The following is a 17923-nucleotide window of genomic DNA, read 5'->3' as shown; positions in this document are numbered from 1 at the left end:
TGTGGCGGTCAGGCTGACTGTCGAGGTATCGATGGTGTCGGTGACGTCAGTGACGGCAGGGGCTGGATTGGTGACCAGGTTTTCGAAGTTGCCGCCATCGGTCTTGGTGATGGTGACTTCGACCTTGCCCGCGTCCTTATAGACGTCATCAGCCGGGGCCGCGACGGTGGCGGTGCCGGAAGTGGCGCCAGCAGCGATGGTAATCACCGCGCCGTTGCTCAGGGTGACGGTCAGCGCAGTCCCGGCAGGATTGGTCAGGGTCGCGGTGTAGACGATGGAACCGCCTTCGGCCACGGTGCCGGTGGCCGACAGGCTCAGGCCGGTATCGTCAATGGTGTCGGTGACTGTAGTCACGGCCTTGTCGGTGCTGGGCACCAGGCTCTCGAAGTTGCCGCCCTCAGCCTTGGTGATGCCGACCTCGAGGGTGCTGCCGTTCTTGTAGACATCGTTGGCCGGGGCCGCGACGTCGATCGAGCCGCTGGACTTGCCCGCTTCGATGGTGATGACCGAACCGTTGGACAGGGTAATGGTCACCGGCGTCTGCGCCGGGTTGGTCAGGGTGGCGGTGTAGGTGATCTGTCCGCCTTCGGTGACGTTGGCATCGGCTGTCAGGGTGACGGTGGTGGTGTCGATAGTGTCGGTGACCTGGGTCACCGCCGGGGTCGGGTTGACGGTCACCAGCAGGCCGCCGCCGCCAGCAGTGCCGGTCACGCTAACGCTGATCTGGCCGGGGTCGATATAGACGTTGTCATGGGGCGCCAGAGGGACCTGCACGCTGCCAGTGGTTTGGCCGGCGCCGATCACGATGACCGCGCCATTGGACAGGGTGACGGTCAGGTCGGTCAGCGGTGCCTGGGTCAGAGTGGCGGTATACACCAGCACACCACCGGCTTCGGTGATGGTCGGGGTGGCGCCCAGGGTCAGGGTCGCCGGGCGCAGCGAATCACTGCCACTGCCGTTGCCATTGGCCAGGCCATTATTGTTGGTCAGCCCGCCAATGGTGTTGTCCTGGGCCGAATTGGCCAGCCCCAGGCCGGCGGTCGGGAAGCCGATGGTCGGGTCCACCCGGCCTGCAGTTTCCTCAAGCTGGACGAAGCTGTGGCCGCCCCCGGCAGCACCACCCGTACCTGCTGCGGACGGGCCGGCAGCGGTGGCTTCCAGGTCGGTGGTCGGGTCGACACCGGCGGCAATGGCCTGCTGCAGTTCAGCCACCGAGGGCGCGGCTTGCGCGCTGGCCTGGGCCAGGTCGGTGCTGGAGTCCGGGGCGGCACCGCTCCATTGAGTGTCGCGGCCAAGGTCGAGGGTACGCCCGTCGGTCAACTCCAGAGTGACGGCACCCGCCGGGCCGGTATCCACCTGGTCACCCACGAACAGGCGGTCGCCTTCGATGAGTACGCGCCGGATTCCTTCCGGGGAAACTACGAAAACCTGACCGACAATGCTTTTGACGATGGCAACAACACTGCTCATTGGGGACTCTCCGGTGTACCGCTCAGTTGACATCCATGTACCGGCTTGGGCGCGGGCCGCAACTCAGTCTGGAGGTACATTGCTGTGTAATTGGAAACGGGTATTTGACAGTATGGCTGTCAATATTTTGGCTAGATTTTTTCGAGATTAACTTTATGCCAAACTATTGACCTTATGGATGCCATCCTAAACAATCGCCGGATTAATGTCACATTGATATTTATGCAATAACCTGACTTGAAGTATGTGAACCAGTTCTTAGTTTGAGCTTTCCGACGGACGGTCGTTGTGCTTGTAATCATTCGATGTGGCACCACGTTAATGACGTGTTTCTGGACATGCTGTCCGAGGGAAATTCTTACCATGCGTTTTCACCTGTTCAAGGCCCTGCCGTTCGCCTTAGCCGCCAGTTTCGTGCAGGCACAAACACTCCCCGAAGCCATGCAGAAAGCACTGGATGTGCATCCGGAAATACAAGCCGGGGTAAACAGCCGTCTAGCCGCTGACTATCAACTCAAAGCGGCCAAGGGTGGCTATTTGCCGCGCGTCGATATGCTCGCTGGCTACGGCCGTGAAGGCACGGATAACCCTAGTACTCGTGCGGGTACTGGCAGTAATCACTGGGAAACCTTGAACCGCGGAGAGTCAAGTTTACGTCTCCAGCAGATGGTTTTTGACGGTTTTGCCACGTCCAGCGAAGTGGGGCGTCAACAAGCCACCGTCAACTCTCGGGCTTATTCCCTGCTGGGCACTTCCGAGCGCACCGCGCTGACCGTGGCCCAGGTGTACCTGGATGTGTTGACCCGTCGTCAGTTTGTGCAGTTGGCAGAAGACAATCTACGTAATCACGAACGCATCTACGACCAGATCAAACTGCGCACCCAGCGTGGCGTAGGCAGTGGTGCCGACCTTGACCAGGCCGAAGCGCGCATGGCCCAGGCCCGCAACAATCTGATCACCGAGCAGACCAACCTGGCCGATGCCCAGACCAACTACCTGAGTGCTGTGGGAGAGATGCCGGATCAATTGGAGCGACCAGCCAGTTTTATGGCGCTGCTGCCGGCCAACCTCGATGAAGCCCGACGCCAGATGCTGGAAAACAGCCCGATCCTGCGCTCCGCCGAGTCCGATATCGTCGCTGCCGAGAAGCAGTACGACGCCGCCAAGTCGGCTTTCTACCCGCGTTTCGATGCTGAGCTGGGCCGCACCGCCGATAACGACCTCGACGGTCAGAACGGCCATAACAATGAATGGCAGGCCATGCTGCGCATGCGCTTCAACCTGTTCGCCGGCGGCAGCAACAAGGCCGACCTGGAATCCAAGGCCTACCAGTCGAACCAGGCCCTGGATATTCGCAACAACGCCCTGCGGGTTCTGAACGAAGAACTGGGCCTGGCCTGGAACGCCCAGAACAACGCCAACGCCCAGGTGCCGATCGCCCAGCAATATGTCGACCGCAGCACTGCGGTGCGCACCGCTTACCAGAAACAGTTCAGCCTGGGCGAACGTACTCTGCTGGACTTGCTCGACAGTGAAAACGAACTGTTCACCGCTTCCCGGCGTTTGGCCGAGATCCAGAACATTCAGTTATTTACTCAGTATCGAATCAAGGCGACCATGGGCGAGTTGCTCAAGAGCCAGGGAGTGGTCGCACCTATGGCTTCGGTCGTGCAGAACGATGCGAAGCCCAAGGTCCAGCTGCCTGGGATGAATTGAGCTACTTTCATCCTATTGCCAGCCAAGAGTGTCCAGCGTGGAATCAGAAGTCAGTCGTGTGCAACTCAGTCATGATCCGCGCGGCATGCATGACGATCCCTTGCTGGATGGGTTGCTGACCCTTTGCTTCCTGCATCAAAAACCTGCCAGTGCGGCCATGCTGACCACGGGTCTGCCATTGCCGTCACAGCGCTTGAGCGCCGAGCTGCTGCCCCGTGCGGCGGCTCGGGCCGGGCTGCAGGGGCGGGTGTTACGCCGCAAGCTCGAACAGATTCCAACCATCGCGATGCCCGCCCTGCTATTGCTCAAGGACGGCCGCAGCGCCGTGCTCCTGGGCTGGCAGGGCGAGGACCAGGCGCGGCTGCTGCTCAGCGAAAGCGATGGCGGTGAAGTCTGCGTCAATCGCCAATTGCTGGCCGACGACTACAGCGGCCAGGTGTTCTTTGCCCAGCCCCAGCACAAGTTCGATGTCAATCACGGGTCGCTGATTCCCCGGGCCCGCTCCTGGTTCCGCGACACCCTCAAGCGTTCGCGCTGGCTGTATGCCGACGCCATCGCCGCGAGCCTGCTGATCAACATCATCGCCATGGCCGCGCCGCTGTTCGTGATGAACGTCTACGACCGGGTGGTGCCCAACCAGGCCACCTCGACCCTGTGGGTGCTGTCCATTGGCATCATGGGCGCCTACATCTTCGACCTGATCCTCAAGAGTCTGCGCAGCCTGTGCCTGGACCTGGCGGGGAAAAAGACCGACCTGATCATTTCCGCCACGCTGTTCGAGCGCATCGTCGGCATGGCCATGAAGTACCGCCCGGCTCGGGTCGGCAGCTTCGCCCAGAACATCCATGAGTTTCAGAGCCTGCGGGACTTTCTCGCGTCCCTGACCCTCACCAGCCTCATCGACCTGCCGTTTACCCTGCTGATCTTCCTGGTGATCGCCATCCTTGGCGGGCACCTGGTGTGGATCCCGGTGCTGGCGTTCCCCATTGCCCTGGGTATCGGCTACGCCTTGCAGAAGCCCCTGGTGGCGACCATGGAGAAAACCATGGCCCTGGGTGCCGAGCGCCAGTCGAGCCTGATCGAAACCCTGGCCGGGCTGGATGCGGTCAAGGTCAATAACGCCGAAAGCGAGCGTCAGTATCAATGGGAGCAGACCATCGGCACCCTCAGCCGCCTGGAACTGCGGGTGAAGATGCTCTCCAGCCTGGCGATGAACATCACCTTGCTGATCCAGCAACTGGCCGGGGTGGTCATGATCGTCTTCGGCGTGTACCAGATCATCGACGGCAACCTCAGCATGGGCGGGCTGATCGCTTGCTACATGCTCAGCGGCCGGGCCTTGAGCCCACTGGCCTCGCTGTCCGGTTTGCTGACTCGCTACCAGCAGGCCCGCGTCACCATGACCTCGGTGGACCAGATGATGGAACTGCCCCAGGAGCGCAATTTCGACGAGCGCCCTCTGAGTCGCAGCGTGCTGCAGGGCGCCATCGAATGCCGGCAACTGAACTTCACCTACCCGGGTCAGCAGAATCCGGCGCTGAAGAACATCAACCTGGTGATCAAGCCGGGCGAGAAGGTCGGCATCATCGGCCGCAGTGGCTCGGGCAAAAGCTCCCTGGCCAAGCTGCTGGTGGGGCTCTATCAGCCGGACTCCGGTGCCTTGCTGGTGGACGGTGTGGACATCCGCCAGATCGATGTCAGCGAATTGCGCCACAACATTGGCTACGTGCCCCAGGACATCCAGCTGCTGGCCGGCACCCTGCGCGACAACCTGACCTCCGGTGCCCGCTACGTCGAAGACGAGCTGGTGCTGCAAGCCGCCGAACTGGCAGGGGTTCACGAATTCGCCCGGCTGCACCCGCAAGGCTATGAACTGCAGGTGGGCGAACGCGGACAGAACCTCTCCGGTGGCCAGCGACAGAACGTCGCCCTGGCTCGTGCCCTGTTGCTCAACCCGCAGATCCTATTGCTTGACGAGCCCACTAGTGCCATGGACAACACCGGTGAAGAACGCTTGAAACAGCGCCTGGAAGCAGTGGTGCAGAACAAGACCGTGGTCCTGGTCACTCACCGGGCGTCGCTGTTGTCGCTGGTGGACCGGCTGTTGGTGGTGGACCGTGGACAGATCCTGGCCGATGGCCCGAAAGCGGTAGTGATGGAAGCGTTGAAGAAGGGGCAGATCAGTGTTGCTTAAGTCGGGATTCAAGGACTCGATCCGCCGCTATTTCAAAGGCACCGATTCTCTCCAGGGGCAGCCGTTGCCCGAGGTCAACAAGGCCCTGATCGAAGATGCGCCACGGGTCATTCGCCTGACCATCTGGGGCATCATCGCGTTTTTCCTGTTCCTGGTGCTGTGGGCCAACTTCGCGGTCATCGACGAAGTGACCAAAGGCGAGGGCAAGGCCATTCCTTCGTCCAAGGTGCAGAAGATCCAGAACCTGGAAGGCGGGATCGTCTCCGAGCTGTACGTCAAGGAAGGCCAGGTGGTGGAGGCCGGCGCGCCGTTGATCCGCCTGGATGACACGCGCTTCCAGTCCAACGTCGGCGAGACCGAGACCGTGCGCCTGTCCATGTTGCTGCGGGTGGAGCGCCTGAGCGCCGAGGTCGATGACCGTGCGTTGAATTTCCCGGAGCAAGCGCTCAAGGACGCACCGGGCCAGGCCGCCAGCGAAAAATCCCTGTACGAGAGCCGCCGTCAGCAACTGCATGACGAAATCGGCGGCCTCCAGGAACAGCTGATCCAGAAACAGCAGGAACTGCGGGAGTTTACTTCCAAGCAGGCCCAGTACCGTCAGCAACTGGGCTTGCAACGCCAGGAAATTGCCATGTCCGAGCCCCTGGTGGCCCAGGGCGCGGTATCGCCGGTGGAAGTGCTGCGGCTCAAGCGTGCCGAAGTGGAAACCCGTGGCCAGTTGGACGCCACCACCCTGGCGATTCCCCGTGCCGAATCGGCGATCAAGGAAGTGCAGCGCAAGATTGATGAAACCCGCGGCAAGTTCCGCAGCGAGGCCCTGACCCAGCTCAATGAGGCGCGCACCGAACTGAACAAGGCCAGCGCCACCGGCAAGGCACTGGAAGACCGGGTCAGCCGGACCCTGGTCACCTCGCCGGTGCGCGGCATCGTCAAGCAACTGATGGTCAACACCATTGGCGGCGTGATCCAGCCGGGCAGCGACATGGTGGAAATCGTGCCCCTGGACGACACCCTGTTGGTGGAGGCCAAGATCCGTCCCCAGGACATTGCCTTCCTGCACCCGGGCCAGGAAGCGGTGGTCAAGTTCAGCGCCTATGACTACACCATCTATGGCGGCCTCAAGGCCCGCCTGGAACAGATCGGCGCCGACACCATCACCGACGAAGACAAGAAAACCACCTACTACATGATCAAGCTGCGCACCGACCGCAGCCACCTGGGCACCGATGACAAGCCGCTGCTGATCATTCCCGGGATGGTCGCCTCGGTGGACATCATCACCGGCAAGAAGAGCATCCTCAGCTATCTGCTCAAGCCGATCATCCGCGCCCGCGCCGAAGCCCTGCACGAACGCTGATCCGTGTAAAAAGCGACCTTGCCAGCCTTGTAGGAGCTGGCTTGCCGGCGAAGGGGCCCGTGAGAGCGCCTTCGCCGGCAAGCCGGCTCCTACAGTTCGTCTCATCGAGCCGTCGACAGCGCAGCGTCCCCAGGTATCGCACCGCCCGAATCAACATATCGTTATTCGCTAACGGTATTTAAATTCGCTTTCTTATATCTATAAAGTTGACTCCCTGCGTACCTGCCGACCAATCGGCGCGCCGCACGAAATGAACCCACACGGGATCTCCGTGAGTTTCTGATCGACGCGCGCGCCCTGGGCGCGCCTGCGCGGGAGTTTCAGTCATGTCTGCATCAGCCAGTGCCGCGCCCATCGCCGCACAAGCCTTCGAAATCCGTCCCTTCAGTGGCGCCGTGGGCGCCGAGATCATCGGCCTGGATCTGTCCCGGCCGGTCAACGATGGGGACTTCGCCCGCATCCACCGCGCCCACCTGGATCACCATGTGCTGGTGTTCCGTGACCAGCGCATCAGCCCGGAACAGCAGATCGCCTTCAGCCGCCGTTTCGGCGTGCTGCAGATCCATGTGCTCAAGCAGTTCCTGCTGGCCGGGCACCCGGAAATCCTCATCGTTTCCAACATCATCGAGAACGGTCAGTCCATCGGCCTGGGTGACGCCGGCAAGTTCTGGCACTCGGACCTCTCTTACAAGGAACTGCCCAGCCTGGGCTCGATGCTGCATGCCCAGGAGTTACCGGCCGAAGGTGGCGACACCCTGTTCGCCGACATGCACAAAGCCTGGGACAACCTGCCCGAGGCCCTGCGCAAGGCGGTCGAGGGCCGCAGCGCCGCCCACTCCTACACGGCCCGCTACAGCGAGACCAAGTTCGAGGGCAACTGGCGCCCGACCCTGACCCCGGAACAACTGGCCCAGGTCGCCGAGGTGGTGCACCCCATCGTCCGTACCCACCCGGAAAACGGCCGCAAGGCGCTGTTCGTCAGCGAGGGTTTCACCACCCGCATCGTTGGCCTGCCGGAAGACGAAAGCGCCCAATTGCTGGCCGAGTTGTATGCCCACAGCGTGCTGCCGGAAAACATCTACCGCCATCAATGGCAGCCCCACGATCTGGTGTTCTGGGACAACCGCTCGCTGATCCACCTGGCCGCCGGTTGCCCGAGCCATCTGCGCCGCAAGCTGTATCGCACCACCATCCAGGGCGACGCCCCTTACTGATCGCCAGGCACGGCAGGAGAATCATCATGTCTTTATCCATTCCCTTCATTCCCCGCCTCGGCAAACTGGCCACGGCCATCGGCCTGGGTTTCAGCCTGCTGGCCGGCAGCCTGGTCGCCCCTACAGCGGCCCATGCCGAAGGCGAGATCCGCATCGCTGAACAGTTCGGCATCGTCTATTTGCTGCTCAACGTAGTGCGCGACCAGAACCTGATCGAGAAGCACGGCAAGGAAGAGGGCATCGACATCAAGGTCGACTGGACCCAACTGTCCGGCGGCGCAGCGGTCAACGACGCGTTGCTGTCGGGCTCTATCGACATTGCCGGAGCCGGCGTCGGCCCGCTGTTGACCATCTGGGATCGCACCCACGGCCGGCAGAACGTCAAGGCCGTGGCGTCCCTGGGCAACTTCCCCTACTACCTGGTGAGCAACAATCCCAAGGTCAAGACCATCGCCGACTTCACCGAAAAGGACCGCATCGCGGTGCCGGCGGTGGGCGTCTCGGTGCAGTCGCGCTTCCTGCAATACGCTGCGGCCAAGCAATGGGGCGACAAGGAATTCAATCGCCTGGATAAGTACACCATCGCCGTGCCGCACCCGGACGCCACCGCCGCGCTGATTGCCGGCGGCACCGAGCTGACCGGGCACTTCTCCAACCCGCCGTTCCAGGATCAGGCCCTGGAGAACCCCAACGTGCATGTGGTGCTCAATACCTACGACCTGCTGGGCCCGAACTCGCCAACGGTGCTGTTCGCCACCGAGAAATTCCGCAACGACAACCCGAAAACCTACAAGGCCTTCGTCGAAGCCCTGGCTGAAGCTGCCGAGTTCGCCCAGAACGACAAAGGCGCGGCCGCCGACACTTACATCCGCGTGACCAAGGCCAAGATCGACCGCGCCACGCTGCTGAAGATCATCGACAACCCGCAGTTCGAATTCAGCGTGACGCCGAAAAACACCTACCCGCTGGCGGAGTTCCTGTACCGGGTCGGCGCCATCAAGAACAAGCCGGAATCGTGGAAGGACTACTTCTTCCAGGACGCCAAGCCGCTGCAAGGGAGCTGATGGCCATGAACGCCCCTTTGCCAGGCCACACGGCCAGCAACCCCACCGCCACCGCCGAAACGCTGTTGGCGGTGGATCAAGTCAGCCTGGAGTACCGCACCCCGCAGCGCGTGGTACGGGCCACCCACCAGGTGAGTTTCGAGGTTGATCCGGCCGATCGTTTTGTCCTGCTGGGGCCTTCGGGCTGCGGCAAGTCGACCCTGCTCAAGGCGGTGGCCGGGTTCATCCAGCCTTGCGAGGGCGAGATTCGCCTGCAGGGTCGGCGAGTCAGTCAGCCTGGGCCGGATCGCATCGTAGTGTTCCAGGAGTTCGACCAACTGCCGCCCTGGAAAACCGTGAAGCAGAACGTGATGTTTCCGCTGCTGGCGTCGAAAACCCTCGGCCGTCGCGAAGCCGAAGAGCGCGCCCTGCACTACCTGGCCAAGGTCGGCCTGGCGGCTTTCGCCGATGCCTATCCGCACACCCTGTCCGGTGGCATGAAGGCCCGGGTGGCGATTGCCCGCGCCCTGGCCATGCAGCCGAAGATCCTGCTGATGGACGAGCCCTTCGCGGCCCTCGACGCCCTGACCCGGCGCAAGATGCAGGAGGAGTTGCTGCTGCTCTGGGAGGAGGTGCGCTTCACCTTGCTGTTCGTTACCCACTCCATTGAAGAGGCGCTGGTGGTGGGCAATCGCATCCTCCTGCTGTCGCCGCATCCGGGGCGGGTGCGGGCGCAAGTCCACAGCCACCAGTACGACCTGCAAAGCCTTGGCGGCGTGGCGTTCCAGCAGACGGCACAGCGCATTCATCGCTTGTTGTTCGATGAAGGCCAGGGGCCTGAAACCGAAACCGAGCTGGATTTCGCCGATATCCGTATCGCCTATTGAGCCGTCAGGCTGTCGTTGAACGAGGAACGCCCGATGAGCCAGTCATCCCCTGTGCGCGAAGAATTCGAAGTAGTCCTGCAACCCTTGCTGCAAGTCCCGCTGGAACGAGAGCTGCCCCTGGGCCAGCGACTCTGGCAACAGGGCTGGCTGCGCAAGGGCCTGATCCTGATCCTCCTGGCAGTGCTCTGGGAAGCCGTGGCCCGCTACCAGAACAATGACCTGTTGCTGCCCAGCTTTGTGCAGACCGCCGGCGCCCTGTACCAGGGCCTGATCAGTGGTGAACTGCTGGGCAAGGTGGGCATTTCCCTGGTGGTGCTGCTCAAGGGCTACCTGATCGGTATTGTCCTGGCGTTCGCCCTGACCACCCTGGCGGTCTCGACCCAGTTCGGCCGTGACCTGCTGAGCACCCTGACCTCGATGTTCAACCCGCTGCCGGCCATTGCCCTGTTGCCCCTGGCGCTGCTGTGGTTCGGCCTGGGACAGAACAGCCTGATTTTCGTGCTGGTGCATTCGGTGCTCTGGGCCCTGGCCCTGAATACCTACGCCGGGTTTCTCGGGGTTTCCGAAACCCTGCGCATGGCCGGGCGCAACTATGGCCTCAAGGGCCTGCGACTGGTGCTGTTCATCCTGATCCCGGCGGCGCTGCCGTCGATTCTCGCCGGGCTGAAGATCGGTTGGGCCTTCGCCTGGCGCACCTTGATCGCTGCTGAGTTGGTGTTCGGCGCCACCAGCGGCAAGGGCGGCCTGGGCTGGTACATCTTCCAGAACCGCAACGAGCTGTACACCGACAAGGTGTTTGCCGGCTTGGCGGTGGTGATCCTCATCGGCCTGCTGGTGGAGAACCTGATCTTCGACACCCTGGAGCGCGTCACGGTGAAACGCTGGGGCATGCAGCGCTGAATGGCCCCGCCACCGGAACCACCCCCGACCGTAGGAGCTGGCTTGCCAGCGAAGGCGGCCTCAAGGGCGATGCAAGGTTCGAAGACCCCATTCGCCGGCAAGCCGGCTCCTACGCGGGTAGTGGGTTCACGGGTATGGATTGATCTCCCTCATTTTCCTCGGCGCCAAGCCTGCTAGCATTGCGTCCGGATCATCCCTGATCAGTCATGAGTGCTCAGTATGCAACTCCCGGATATGAACCTTCTGGTCGCCCTCGATGCCCTGCTGGACGAGGGCAGTGTGGTCGGCGCCGCGCGGCGCATGAACCTCAGCCCGGCGGCCATGAGCCGTACCCTGACGCGGATTCGCGAAGCCCTGGGTGACCCGGTGCTGGTGCGGGCCGGACGTGGCCTGGTGCCCACCCCCAAGGCTCTGGAGCTGCGTAGTCAGGTGCGTGATCTGGTGGAGCAGGCCGCGCTGTTGTTCCGTTCGGCGGATCAGGTGGACCTGCTTTCGTTGCGACGGCGCTTCAATGTGCGCGCCAACGATTTTTTCGTCGGTGTCTATGGCGGTCGCCTCATCGATACCCTGGAGCGTCAGGCGCCGTTATGCGAACTGCGCTTCGTGCCGGAAGGCGATGGCGATGACGAGGCCCTGCGGGAGGGGCGGATCGACCTGCGGATCAGCAACACCCGGCCCCTGACCCCGGAAGTGAAGGTGCAGAATCTGTTCACTACCGCCTTTGTCGGCCTGGTGCGCGAAGACCATCCACTGTTGGACGAGGACATCACCGCCGAGCGTTTTGCCGCGTTTCCCCATATCAGCATGTCTCGCCGGGGCATCGCCCGTGGCCCTATCGATGCGGCGCTGGCGGAGCAGGGCCTGGAGCGTCGGGTGTCGCTGATTGCCCCGAGCTTTCACGCCGCGATGTTCATGCTGCCGGATTCGGACCTGATCCTGCCGGTGCCTCAGGAAACCCTGCTCAGCGTCTCGCGCCTGGGCCTGCGTCTGCGCTCCTTCGTCCTGCCGATTTCTCTGCCGACCCTGGTCCTGACCCAGGCCTGGCACCCGCGCTACGACAAGGACCCGGCGCACAAATGGTTTCGCGAAACCCTGCGCAGCTCCTGCCAGGCCACCTGGCAAGAAGCCCAGCCGACCTCTTCGTAGGAGCCGGCTTGCCGGCGAATGCGGTCTTGGGGGCCTCTTCGCTGGCAAGCCAGCTCCTACGATTAACAGGGGATGATCGTTGCGTTTGGTGCATTTATAAACTGTCGATAAGTCAGTTTTCGTCAGCACTGGCTGTTCATAAACTGCTCTGGTTTTCTTGTCTGGAGCAGTATTTCCATGAGTTCCCTTGCTGTCGCTGCGCCTGCTTCGGTTGAAGCCGCCAGCAAGCCGGCAGCCATTGCACCACCGATCTTCGGGCCGCGAATCATCATCGGTCTGGTCGGTGTGTTGTTGGCGGTGCTGGTCTCCGGTCTCAACGAGATGGTGACCAAGATCGCCCTGGCGGATATCCGCGGTGCGTTGTTCATCGGATTCGACGAAGGCACCTGGCTGGTGGCGTGCTACACCGCCACCTCGGTGGCGGCCATGGCCTTCGCGCCCTGGTGCTCGGTGACCTTTTCCCTGCGGCGTTTCACCCTGTGTGCCATTGGCCTGTTCACCCTGCTGGGGGTGCTGTGCCCCTTCGCCCCGAACTACCAGAGCCTGTTGCTGCTGCGCACGCTGCAAGGCCTGGCCGGAGGCGCGCTGCCGCCGATGCTGATGACCGTCGCCCTGCGGTTCCTGCCGGCCAACGTCAAGCTCTACGGCCTGGCCGGCTATGCCCTGACAGCCACCTTCGGCCCCAGCCTGGGTACGCCCCTGGCGGCACTGTGGACCGAGTACGTGGGCTGGCGCTGGGCCTTCTGGCAGGTGGTGGCGCCCTGTCTGCTGGCCATGGCGGCGGTGGCTTACGGCCTGCCCCAGGACCCGTTGCGTCTGGAGCGTTTCAAGCAGTTCAACTGGCGTGGGCTGCTGTTGGGCTTCCCGGCGATCTGCATGCTGGTGATCGGCATCCTCCAGGGCAATCGTCTGGACTGGTTCGAGTCGCCGCTGATCAGTGTGCTGCTGGTCGGCGGGCTGGTGTTGCTGGTGCTGTTCATGATCAACGAATGGTCGCAGCCGATTCCCTTCTTCAAGCTGCAGATGCTCGGCATCCGCAACCTGTCCTTCGCCCTGTTGACCCTGGCCGGGGTGCTGGTGGTACTGACCGCGGTGATCATCATCCCATCGGCGTACCTGGCTCAGGTCCAGGGCTATCGCCCGTTGCAGACCGCCCCGGTGATGCTGGTGATGGCCCTGCCGCAACTGCTGGCCCTGCCGCTGGTGGCGGCCCTGTGCAACCTGCGCTGGGTCGACTGCCGCTGGGTGCTGGGGATCGGCCTGGGCATGCTGGTGCTGTCTTGCCTGGGGGGCACGCACCTGACCTCGGCCTGGATTCGTGACGATTTCTATGTGCTGCAACTGCTGCAGATCTTCGGCCAACCGATGGCGGTGCTGCCGTTGCTGATGCTCTCCACCGGCAGCATCACTCCGCTGGAAGGGCCCTTCGCTTCGGCCTGGTTCAACACCGTGAAAGGCCTGGCGGCGGTGATCGCCACCGGGGTGCTGGATGTGCTCACCACTCACCGGTTGCATTTCCACTCGACGATGCTGGTGGACAGCCTGGGCAACTCCCCCCTGGTGGATGACCGGGTAGCCGGGCTGGCCCAGCGCCTGCACCAGCAAGCCGTGGTGCTGACCTCCGCCGATCTCTATTTCTGCATGGCAGGGGTGGCCGCTGCGCTGATCCTGCTGATTTTCTGGCTGCCGACGCGGATCTATCCACCGCGGGCGCCCACTTGAACGAGAAGGTTTTTATGACGATCCAGAGCAAAGACAAAATCGCCGTCGCTGTGGCGACGGTAGCGGCCCTTGGCGTGCTGGCTTATCTGGTGGCGCCGGGTCTGTTTGGCCGCTCCAGCGAGCAAAGCACCAACGACGCCTTCATCGCCGCCGACTACACCCTGGTGGCGCCACGCGTGGCCGGGTTCATCAAGGAAGTGCTGGTGGAGGACAACCAGCAGGTCAAGGCCGGGCAACTGCTGGCGCTGATCGATGACCGTGACCTGCGGGCCGCGGCGCAGGCGGCGGATGCCGAAACCCTGGTGGCCCAGGCCCAGTTGCAGAACGCCCGGGCCACCCTGGACCGGCAGAGTTCGGTGATTGCCCAGGCCCAGGCGGCACTGGGGGCGGCTCGCGCCGAAATGGCCTTTGCCGAGCACGAGCTCAATCGCTACAACCACCTGGCAGGGGTCGGCGCCGGCACCGTGCAGAACGCCCAGCAGGCCAAGACCCGCATCGACCAGGCCAGCGCCCGGCTGGCCACGGCCACTGCGGCCCTGGCAGCGGAGCGCAAGCAGGTGGAGATCCTCACTGCCCAGCGCGACGCGGCCGAAGGCGGCTTGAAGCGGGCCCAGGCCGCCCTGGAAATGGCCAGCTACGAGCTGTCGTATACGCGCATCGTCGCCCCAGTGGATGGCATGGTCGGCGAACGTGCGGTACGGGTCGGCGCCTATGTCACTCCCGGCAGCAAGATCCTCGCCGTGGTGCCCCTGCAGCAGGCCTATGTGCTGGCCAACTTCCAGGAAACCCAGCTCACCGCCATGCACGCCGGGCAGACGGTCGAAGTGCGCGTCGACAGCCTGGGCGGCGAGACCCTGCACGGCCGCGTCGAGAGTCTGGCCCCGGCCACCGGCGTGACGTTCGCGGCGGTGAAACCGGACAACGCCACCGGCAACTTCACCAAGGTGGTGCAGCGCATTCCGGTGAAGATTCTCCTGGACCCCAACCAGCCCATGGCCGAGCGCCTGCGGGTCGGCATGTCGGTGGAAGCCAGCGTGGATACCCACAGCTCTGCCACCAGTGCACGTGAGGTGACCCAGCGATGAGTATCGAACGCAGCTGGCACAGACGCTTCCCGCTGGGTAGCGCAGCTACCGCGGAAGCGATTGATGCGGTGGCCCAGGGCTTCAGTGAAAGCCGCTTTGCGAGTGCTGCGCACTCGAACGGGAGCAAGCTCCCTCGCCACGGGGGCAGGGCGCTGCTGGTGCTTGGCTTGCTGGCGTTGGGCGCCTGCAGCGTCGGCCCGGATTTCCAGCGGCCCCAGGCGACCCAGGTCCAGGCCTGGTCGACACCTGCACAGGCCGCCGCCAGCCAGGCGGTGGACAGCGCCATGCAAGAGCGCTGGTGGGAGGTGTTCAATGATCCGCAACTGTCGGCCCTGAGTCGCCGGGCCCTGAGCGACAACCTCGATCTGCAACTGGCCAGCAGCCGCTTGCAACAGAGCCGGGCGGCGCGCCAGGTGATCACCGCCGAGCGCTACCCGAGCACCTCTGCCAATGGCGGCTACGGGCGCAAGCGCAACAGCGCCGAAGGCTTGAACGACCCGTCGGGGAACAACGGCAGGTCCGCCTTCAATCTCTGGGAAGCCGGCTTCTCGGCTTCCTGGGAACTGGATTTCTGGGGCCGGGTCCGGCGTGAAACCGAAGCGGCCGACGCCACCCTGGAAGTGGCGGAGAACGATCGGCGTGGCGTGCTGTTGTCGGTGCTGGCGGAAACCGCCCAGGACTATATCCAACTGCGTGGCGTGCAGAGCACCCGGGCCGTTACCGAGCAGAACCTCGACGTCGCGCGTCACAGTCTGAAGCTCTCGCAACTGCGCCTGGCCGATGGCGTGGCCACTGATCTGGATGTGGCCGAAGCGGCGGCCCAGGTCGCTACCATCGAGGCCCGGCTGCCGGAGTTGCAGCAGCGCCAGGCGCAGTTGATCAATGCCCTGAGCCTGCTGCTGGGCGAGCCGCCCCAGGCCCTGCACCAGGAGTTGGCCAGTGACGCGCCGGTGCCCCAACCCCCGAGCCAAGTGGCCATCGGCCTGCCGTCGCAGTTGGCCGAACGCCGCCCCGATATCCGTCAGGCCGAGGCCCGGCTGCATGCGGCGACGGCCAGCATTGGCGTAGCCAAGGGGGATTTCTATCCGCGCATTACCTTGTCCGGCAACTTCGGCTCCCAGGCCATGCAATTGGCAGACTTCGGTTCCTGGAGCTCCCGGCAGTTCGGCATCGGCCCGCAGTTCAGCCTGCCGCTGTTCGACGGTGGTCGTTTGCGCGGCATGCTCCAGTTGCGCGAGGCCCAGCAGCAGGAAGCAGCCCTGGCCTATCAGCAGACCGTGCTGCGGGCCTGGCACGAAATCGACGACCAGTTGACTCGCTACAACGCCAGCCAGTTGCGCCGCGACAGCCTGGCCGAAGCGGTGCGGCAAAATCAGATCGCCTTGCGCACCGCGCAGCAGCAATACGTCGAAGGGGTGGTGGATTTCGTCAACGTCCTGACCGTGCAGGGCGCCTTGCTGGCCACCCAGGAGCAACTGGTGGAAAGCTCGGCGGGGGTGTCCCTGTCCATGGTCGGTTTGTACAAGGCGCTGGGGGGAGGCTGGGAGTCGGTGTATCCGCTGCACGCCGCCAGCCCGGTGCGCTGAAAGCCTTTTTGCCTGGATTGAGAAAAAAGTGTAATGATAATTGCTCTCAATCATGTGTGCAGTTTCATTCATGGAAGCAACCACTGACGGTAACGCCCAGCTCCATCGCCTGTATCGAGATCATCACGGCTGGCTGCAGAGTTGGTTGCGCAAGCGCCTGGGCGATCGCGAGCATGCGGCGGATGTGGCGCAGGACACTTTCCTGCGCCTGTTGCTGTCGGGGCGCTTTCCCGGGCACCAGGAAAGCCGCAGTTACCTGGCGCAGATCGCGCGCAACCTGGTGATCGACCAGTGGCGCCGGTTGCGCATCGAGCGCGCTTACCTGGAAAGCATCGCCCACCTGCCGGAACCCCAGACGCCCTCCCTGGAAAGCCGCGCACTGATCCTCGAAACCCTGATGCAGATCGATGCCATGCTCGATCGCATGCCGGACAAGGTGCGCCAGGCCTTTCTCATGTCGCAGTTCGAAGGGTTGGGGTATGCGCAGATTGCCGAGCGCCTGGAGGTTTCCGTGAGTTCGGTGCAGAAGTACATGATCCGTGCGATCCAGGCTTGTTATCAGGTGCTTTACGAAGAATGAAGGTCCATCAGGCACCCATTGCTCCTGCCATCGTCGAGCAGGCCAGTGAATGGCTGATGCTGCATTGGGGCGGTGAGCTCGATGCGCAGCAGCGCGAGGCGTTCGTGGCTTGGCAGCAGGCTGATTCCGAACACCGTCGGGCCTGGCAGCGCTTGCAGCAACTGCAGCAGACCCTGGGCGGGGTGCCGGAGCACAGTGCCCATGTGCTGCTGGCCCAGGCCCCGGACCCGCAACGACGTGCGGCGCTGAAACTGTTGGGCTTGCTGTTGGTGGCCGGGGGCAGCGGTTATCTGGTCCAGGACAGCCAGCCTTGGCGGGCGGCCTTTGCTGGGCAGCGTACGGCCACCGGGGAAATTCGCCACCTGACCCTGAGCGACGGCAGTCGCCTGGACCTCAACAGCGCCAGTGCCGTCGACCTGCTGTTCAGTGCCAGTGAGCGGCGCATCCGCTTGATCCAGGGCGAGATCCTGCTCACCAGCGGGCATGATTCCTCGCGGCCGCTGATCGTCGAAACCGCCGCCGGAGATATCCAGGCCCTGGGCACGCGCTTTGCCGTGCGCGAGCTGGACGGCGGCACTCGGGTCGATCTTTACGAAGGTGCGCTGCGGGTCAGCCCCCGGCATGCCCAGGCTGTGCAACTCAATGCCGGCGAGCGCCTGTGGTTCAGCGCCGGACGGGTTTCGGCGCGGCAAGTGGCTGAAGTCAATGCCAGCAGTTGGAGCCAGGGCCGGCTGATTGCCGAACGCCAGCCCCTGGGGCAGTTCGTCACCGAGCTGGCGCGTTATCGCCCGGGGCTGTTGCGTTGTGACGAGCAGGTGGCCGGCCTGTTGCTCACCGGGGTCTTTCCCCTGGCGGACAGCGACGCGGTACTCGCGGCCCTGGAACGTTCGCTGCCGGTGCGGGCGCACGCGGTGACCCGCTACTGGGTGACCCTCAAGCCGCGGAGCTGATTGCAAAAAAAATTTCTGCGCGATTGTCGATTCTGCCGAGCTGTCCGGGATACCCCATGAAAGCCGATCAAGA

At 63.4% G+C, this 17923-nt stretch carries 14 protein-coding genes; 13 read left to right on the top strand and 1 reads right to left on the bottom strand.

Features of this window, described 5'->3' with window-relative positions:
* A partial coding sequence (locus FW796_RS16795) for a retention module-containing protein (protein ID WP_446439597.1) occupies positions 1–1470 on the bottom strand: 1470 nt, incomplete at its 3' end.
* Positions 1471–1833: 363 nt separating this feature from the next.
* On the opposite strand from FW796_RS16795, the gene FW796_RS16790 reads away from it, so the two are divergent.
* The 13 genes from FW796_RS16790 to FW796_RS16730 all read left to right on the top strand — a co-directional run bounded on the left by FW796_RS16790 (position 1834) and on the right by FW796_RS16730 (position 17850).
* Positions 1834–3186, top strand: coding sequence for a TolC family outer membrane protein (locus tag FW796_RS16790; protein ID WP_346634007.1), 1353 nt, complete (start codon positions 1834–1836; stop codon positions 3184–3186).
* A 37-nt stretch (positions 3187–3223) separates the two neighbouring features.
* Positions 3224–5380, top strand: a complete 2157-nt coding sequence (locus FW796_RS16785; protein ID WP_404938003.1) for a type I secretion system permease/ATPase — start codon at positions 3224–3226, stop codon at positions 5378–5380.
* The gene (locus FW796_RS16780) at positions 5370–6737 is read left to right on the top strand and encodes an HlyD family type I secretion periplasmic adaptor subunit (protein WP_346634009.1); all 1368 of its coding nucleotides are present in this window, start codon (positions 5370–5372) and stop codon (positions 6735–6737) included. Before FW796_RS16785 ends, FW796_RS16780 begins: the two co-directional genes overlap by 11 nt.
* Before the next feature lie 326 nt (positions 6738–7063).
* On the top strand, positions 7064–7951 hold the full coding sequence (locus FW796_RS16775; RefSeq protein WP_446439596.1) for a TauD/TfdA dioxygenase family protein: 888 nt from the start codon (positions 7064–7066) through the stop codon (positions 7949–7951).
* Positions 7952–7977: 26 nt separating this feature from the next.
* Positions 7978–9015: an ABC transporter substrate-binding protein gene (locus tag FW796_RS16770; protein ID WP_404938005.1), complete on the top strand. Its 1038-nt coding sequence runs from the start codon at positions 7978–7980 to the stop codon at positions 9013–9015.
* A gap of 5 nt (positions 9016–9020) precedes the next feature.
* Entirely contained in the window at positions 9021–9881 is an 861-nt protein-coding gene (locus FW796_RS16765) for an ABC transporter ATP-binding protein (protein WP_346634011.1), read from the top strand.
* Between the two features lie 33 nt (positions 9882–9914).
* Entirely contained in the window at positions 9915–10781 is an 867-nt protein-coding gene (locus tag FW796_RS16760; protein ID WP_446439595.1) for an ABC transporter permease, read from the top strand.
* A 219-nt stretch (positions 10782–11000) separates the two neighbouring features.
* Positions 11001–11927: a LysR family transcriptional regulator gene (locus tag FW796_RS16755; RefSeq protein WP_346634013.1), complete on the top strand. Its 927-nt coding sequence runs from the start codon at positions 11001–11003 to the stop codon at positions 11925–11927.
* Between the two features lie 177 nt (positions 11928–12104).
* The gene (locus FW796_RS16750) at positions 12105–13649 is read left to right on the top strand and encodes an MFS transporter (RefSeq protein ID WP_446439594.1); all 1545 of its coding nucleotides are present in this window, start codon (positions 12105–12107) and stop codon (positions 13647–13649) included.
* A 14-nt stretch (positions 13650–13663) separates the two neighbouring features.
* Positions 13664–14734: an HlyD family secretion protein gene (locus FW796_RS16745; protein ID WP_404938007.1), complete on the top strand. Its 1071-nt coding sequence runs from the start codon at positions 13664–13666 to the stop codon at positions 14732–14734.
* Entirely contained in the window at positions 14731–16320 is a 1590-nt protein-coding gene (locus FW796_RS16740; protein WP_446439593.1) for an efflux transporter outer membrane subunit, read from the top strand. Before FW796_RS16745 ends, FW796_RS16740 begins: the two co-directional genes overlap by 4 nt.
* Positions 16321–16390: 70 nt before the next feature.
* Complete coding sequence (locus FW796_RS16735; RefSeq protein WP_346634016.1) at positions 16391–16900, top strand: sigma-70 family RNA polymerase sigma factor; 510 nt, start codon at positions 16391–16393, stop codon at positions 16898–16900.
* The gene (locus FW796_RS16730) at positions 16897–17850 is read left to right on the top strand and encodes a FecR domain-containing protein (RefSeq protein ID WP_404938009.1); all 954 of its coding nucleotides are present in this window, start codon (positions 16897–16899) and stop codon (positions 17848–17850) included. The genes FW796_RS16735 and FW796_RS16730 overlap by 4 nt, the downstream gene beginning before the upstream one ends.
* Positions 17851–17923: the final 73 nt, after the last annotated feature.

The organism is Pseudomonas sp. 910_21 (assembly GCF_052850735.1).
The sequence above is the reverse complement of the archived record's forward strand: the minus strand, read 5'-3'. Positions and strand labels throughout refer to the sequence as shown.

Excerpts from the sequence above, each read along its gene's own strand:
- FW796_RS16755 (WP_346634013.1), top strand. The coding sequence starts at position 11,001 with ATGCAACTCCCGGATATGAACCTTCTGGTCGCCCTCGATGCCCTGCTG.
- FW796_RS16775 (WP_446439596.1), top strand. The coding sequence starts at position 7,064 with ATGTCTGCATCAGCCAGTGCCGCGCCCATCGCCGCACAAGCCTTCGAA.
- FW796_RS16765 (WP_346634011.1), top strand. The coding sequence starts at position 9,021 with ATGAACGCCCCTTTGCCAGGCCACACGGCCAGCAACCCCACCGCCACC.
- FW796_RS16735 (WP_346634016.1), top strand. The coding sequence starts at position 16,391 with ATGGAAGCAACCACTGACGGTAACGCCCAGCTCCATCGCCTGTATCGA.
- FW796_RS16745 (WP_404938007.1), top strand. The coding sequence starts at position 13,664 with ATGACGATCCAGAGCAAAGACAAAATCGCCGTCGCTGTGGCGACGGTA.
- FW796_RS16770 (WP_404938005.1), top strand. The coding sequence starts at position 7,978 with ATGTCTTTATCCATTCCCTTCATTCCCCGCCTCGGCAAACTGGCCACG.
- FW796_RS16730 (WP_404938009.1), top strand. The coding sequence starts at position 16,897 with ATGAAGGTCCATCAGGCACCCATTGCTCCTGCCATCGTCGAGCAGGCC.
- FW796_RS16740 (WP_446439593.1), top strand. The coding sequence starts at position 14,731 with ATGAGTATCGAACGCAGCTGGCACAGACGCTTCCCGCTGGGTAGCGCA.
- FW796_RS16750 (WP_446439594.1), top strand. The coding sequence starts at position 12,105 with ATGAGTTCCCTTGCTGTCGCTGCGCCTGCTTCGGTTGAAGCCGCCAGC.
- FW796_RS16760 (WP_446439595.1), top strand. The coding sequence starts at position 9,915 with ATGAGCCAGTCATCCCCTGTGCGCGAAGAATTCGAAGTAGTCCTGCAA.
- FW796_RS16790 (WP_346634007.1), top strand. The coding sequence starts at position 1,834 with ATGCGTTTTCACCTGTTCAAGGCCCTGCCGTTCGCCTTAGCCGCCAGT.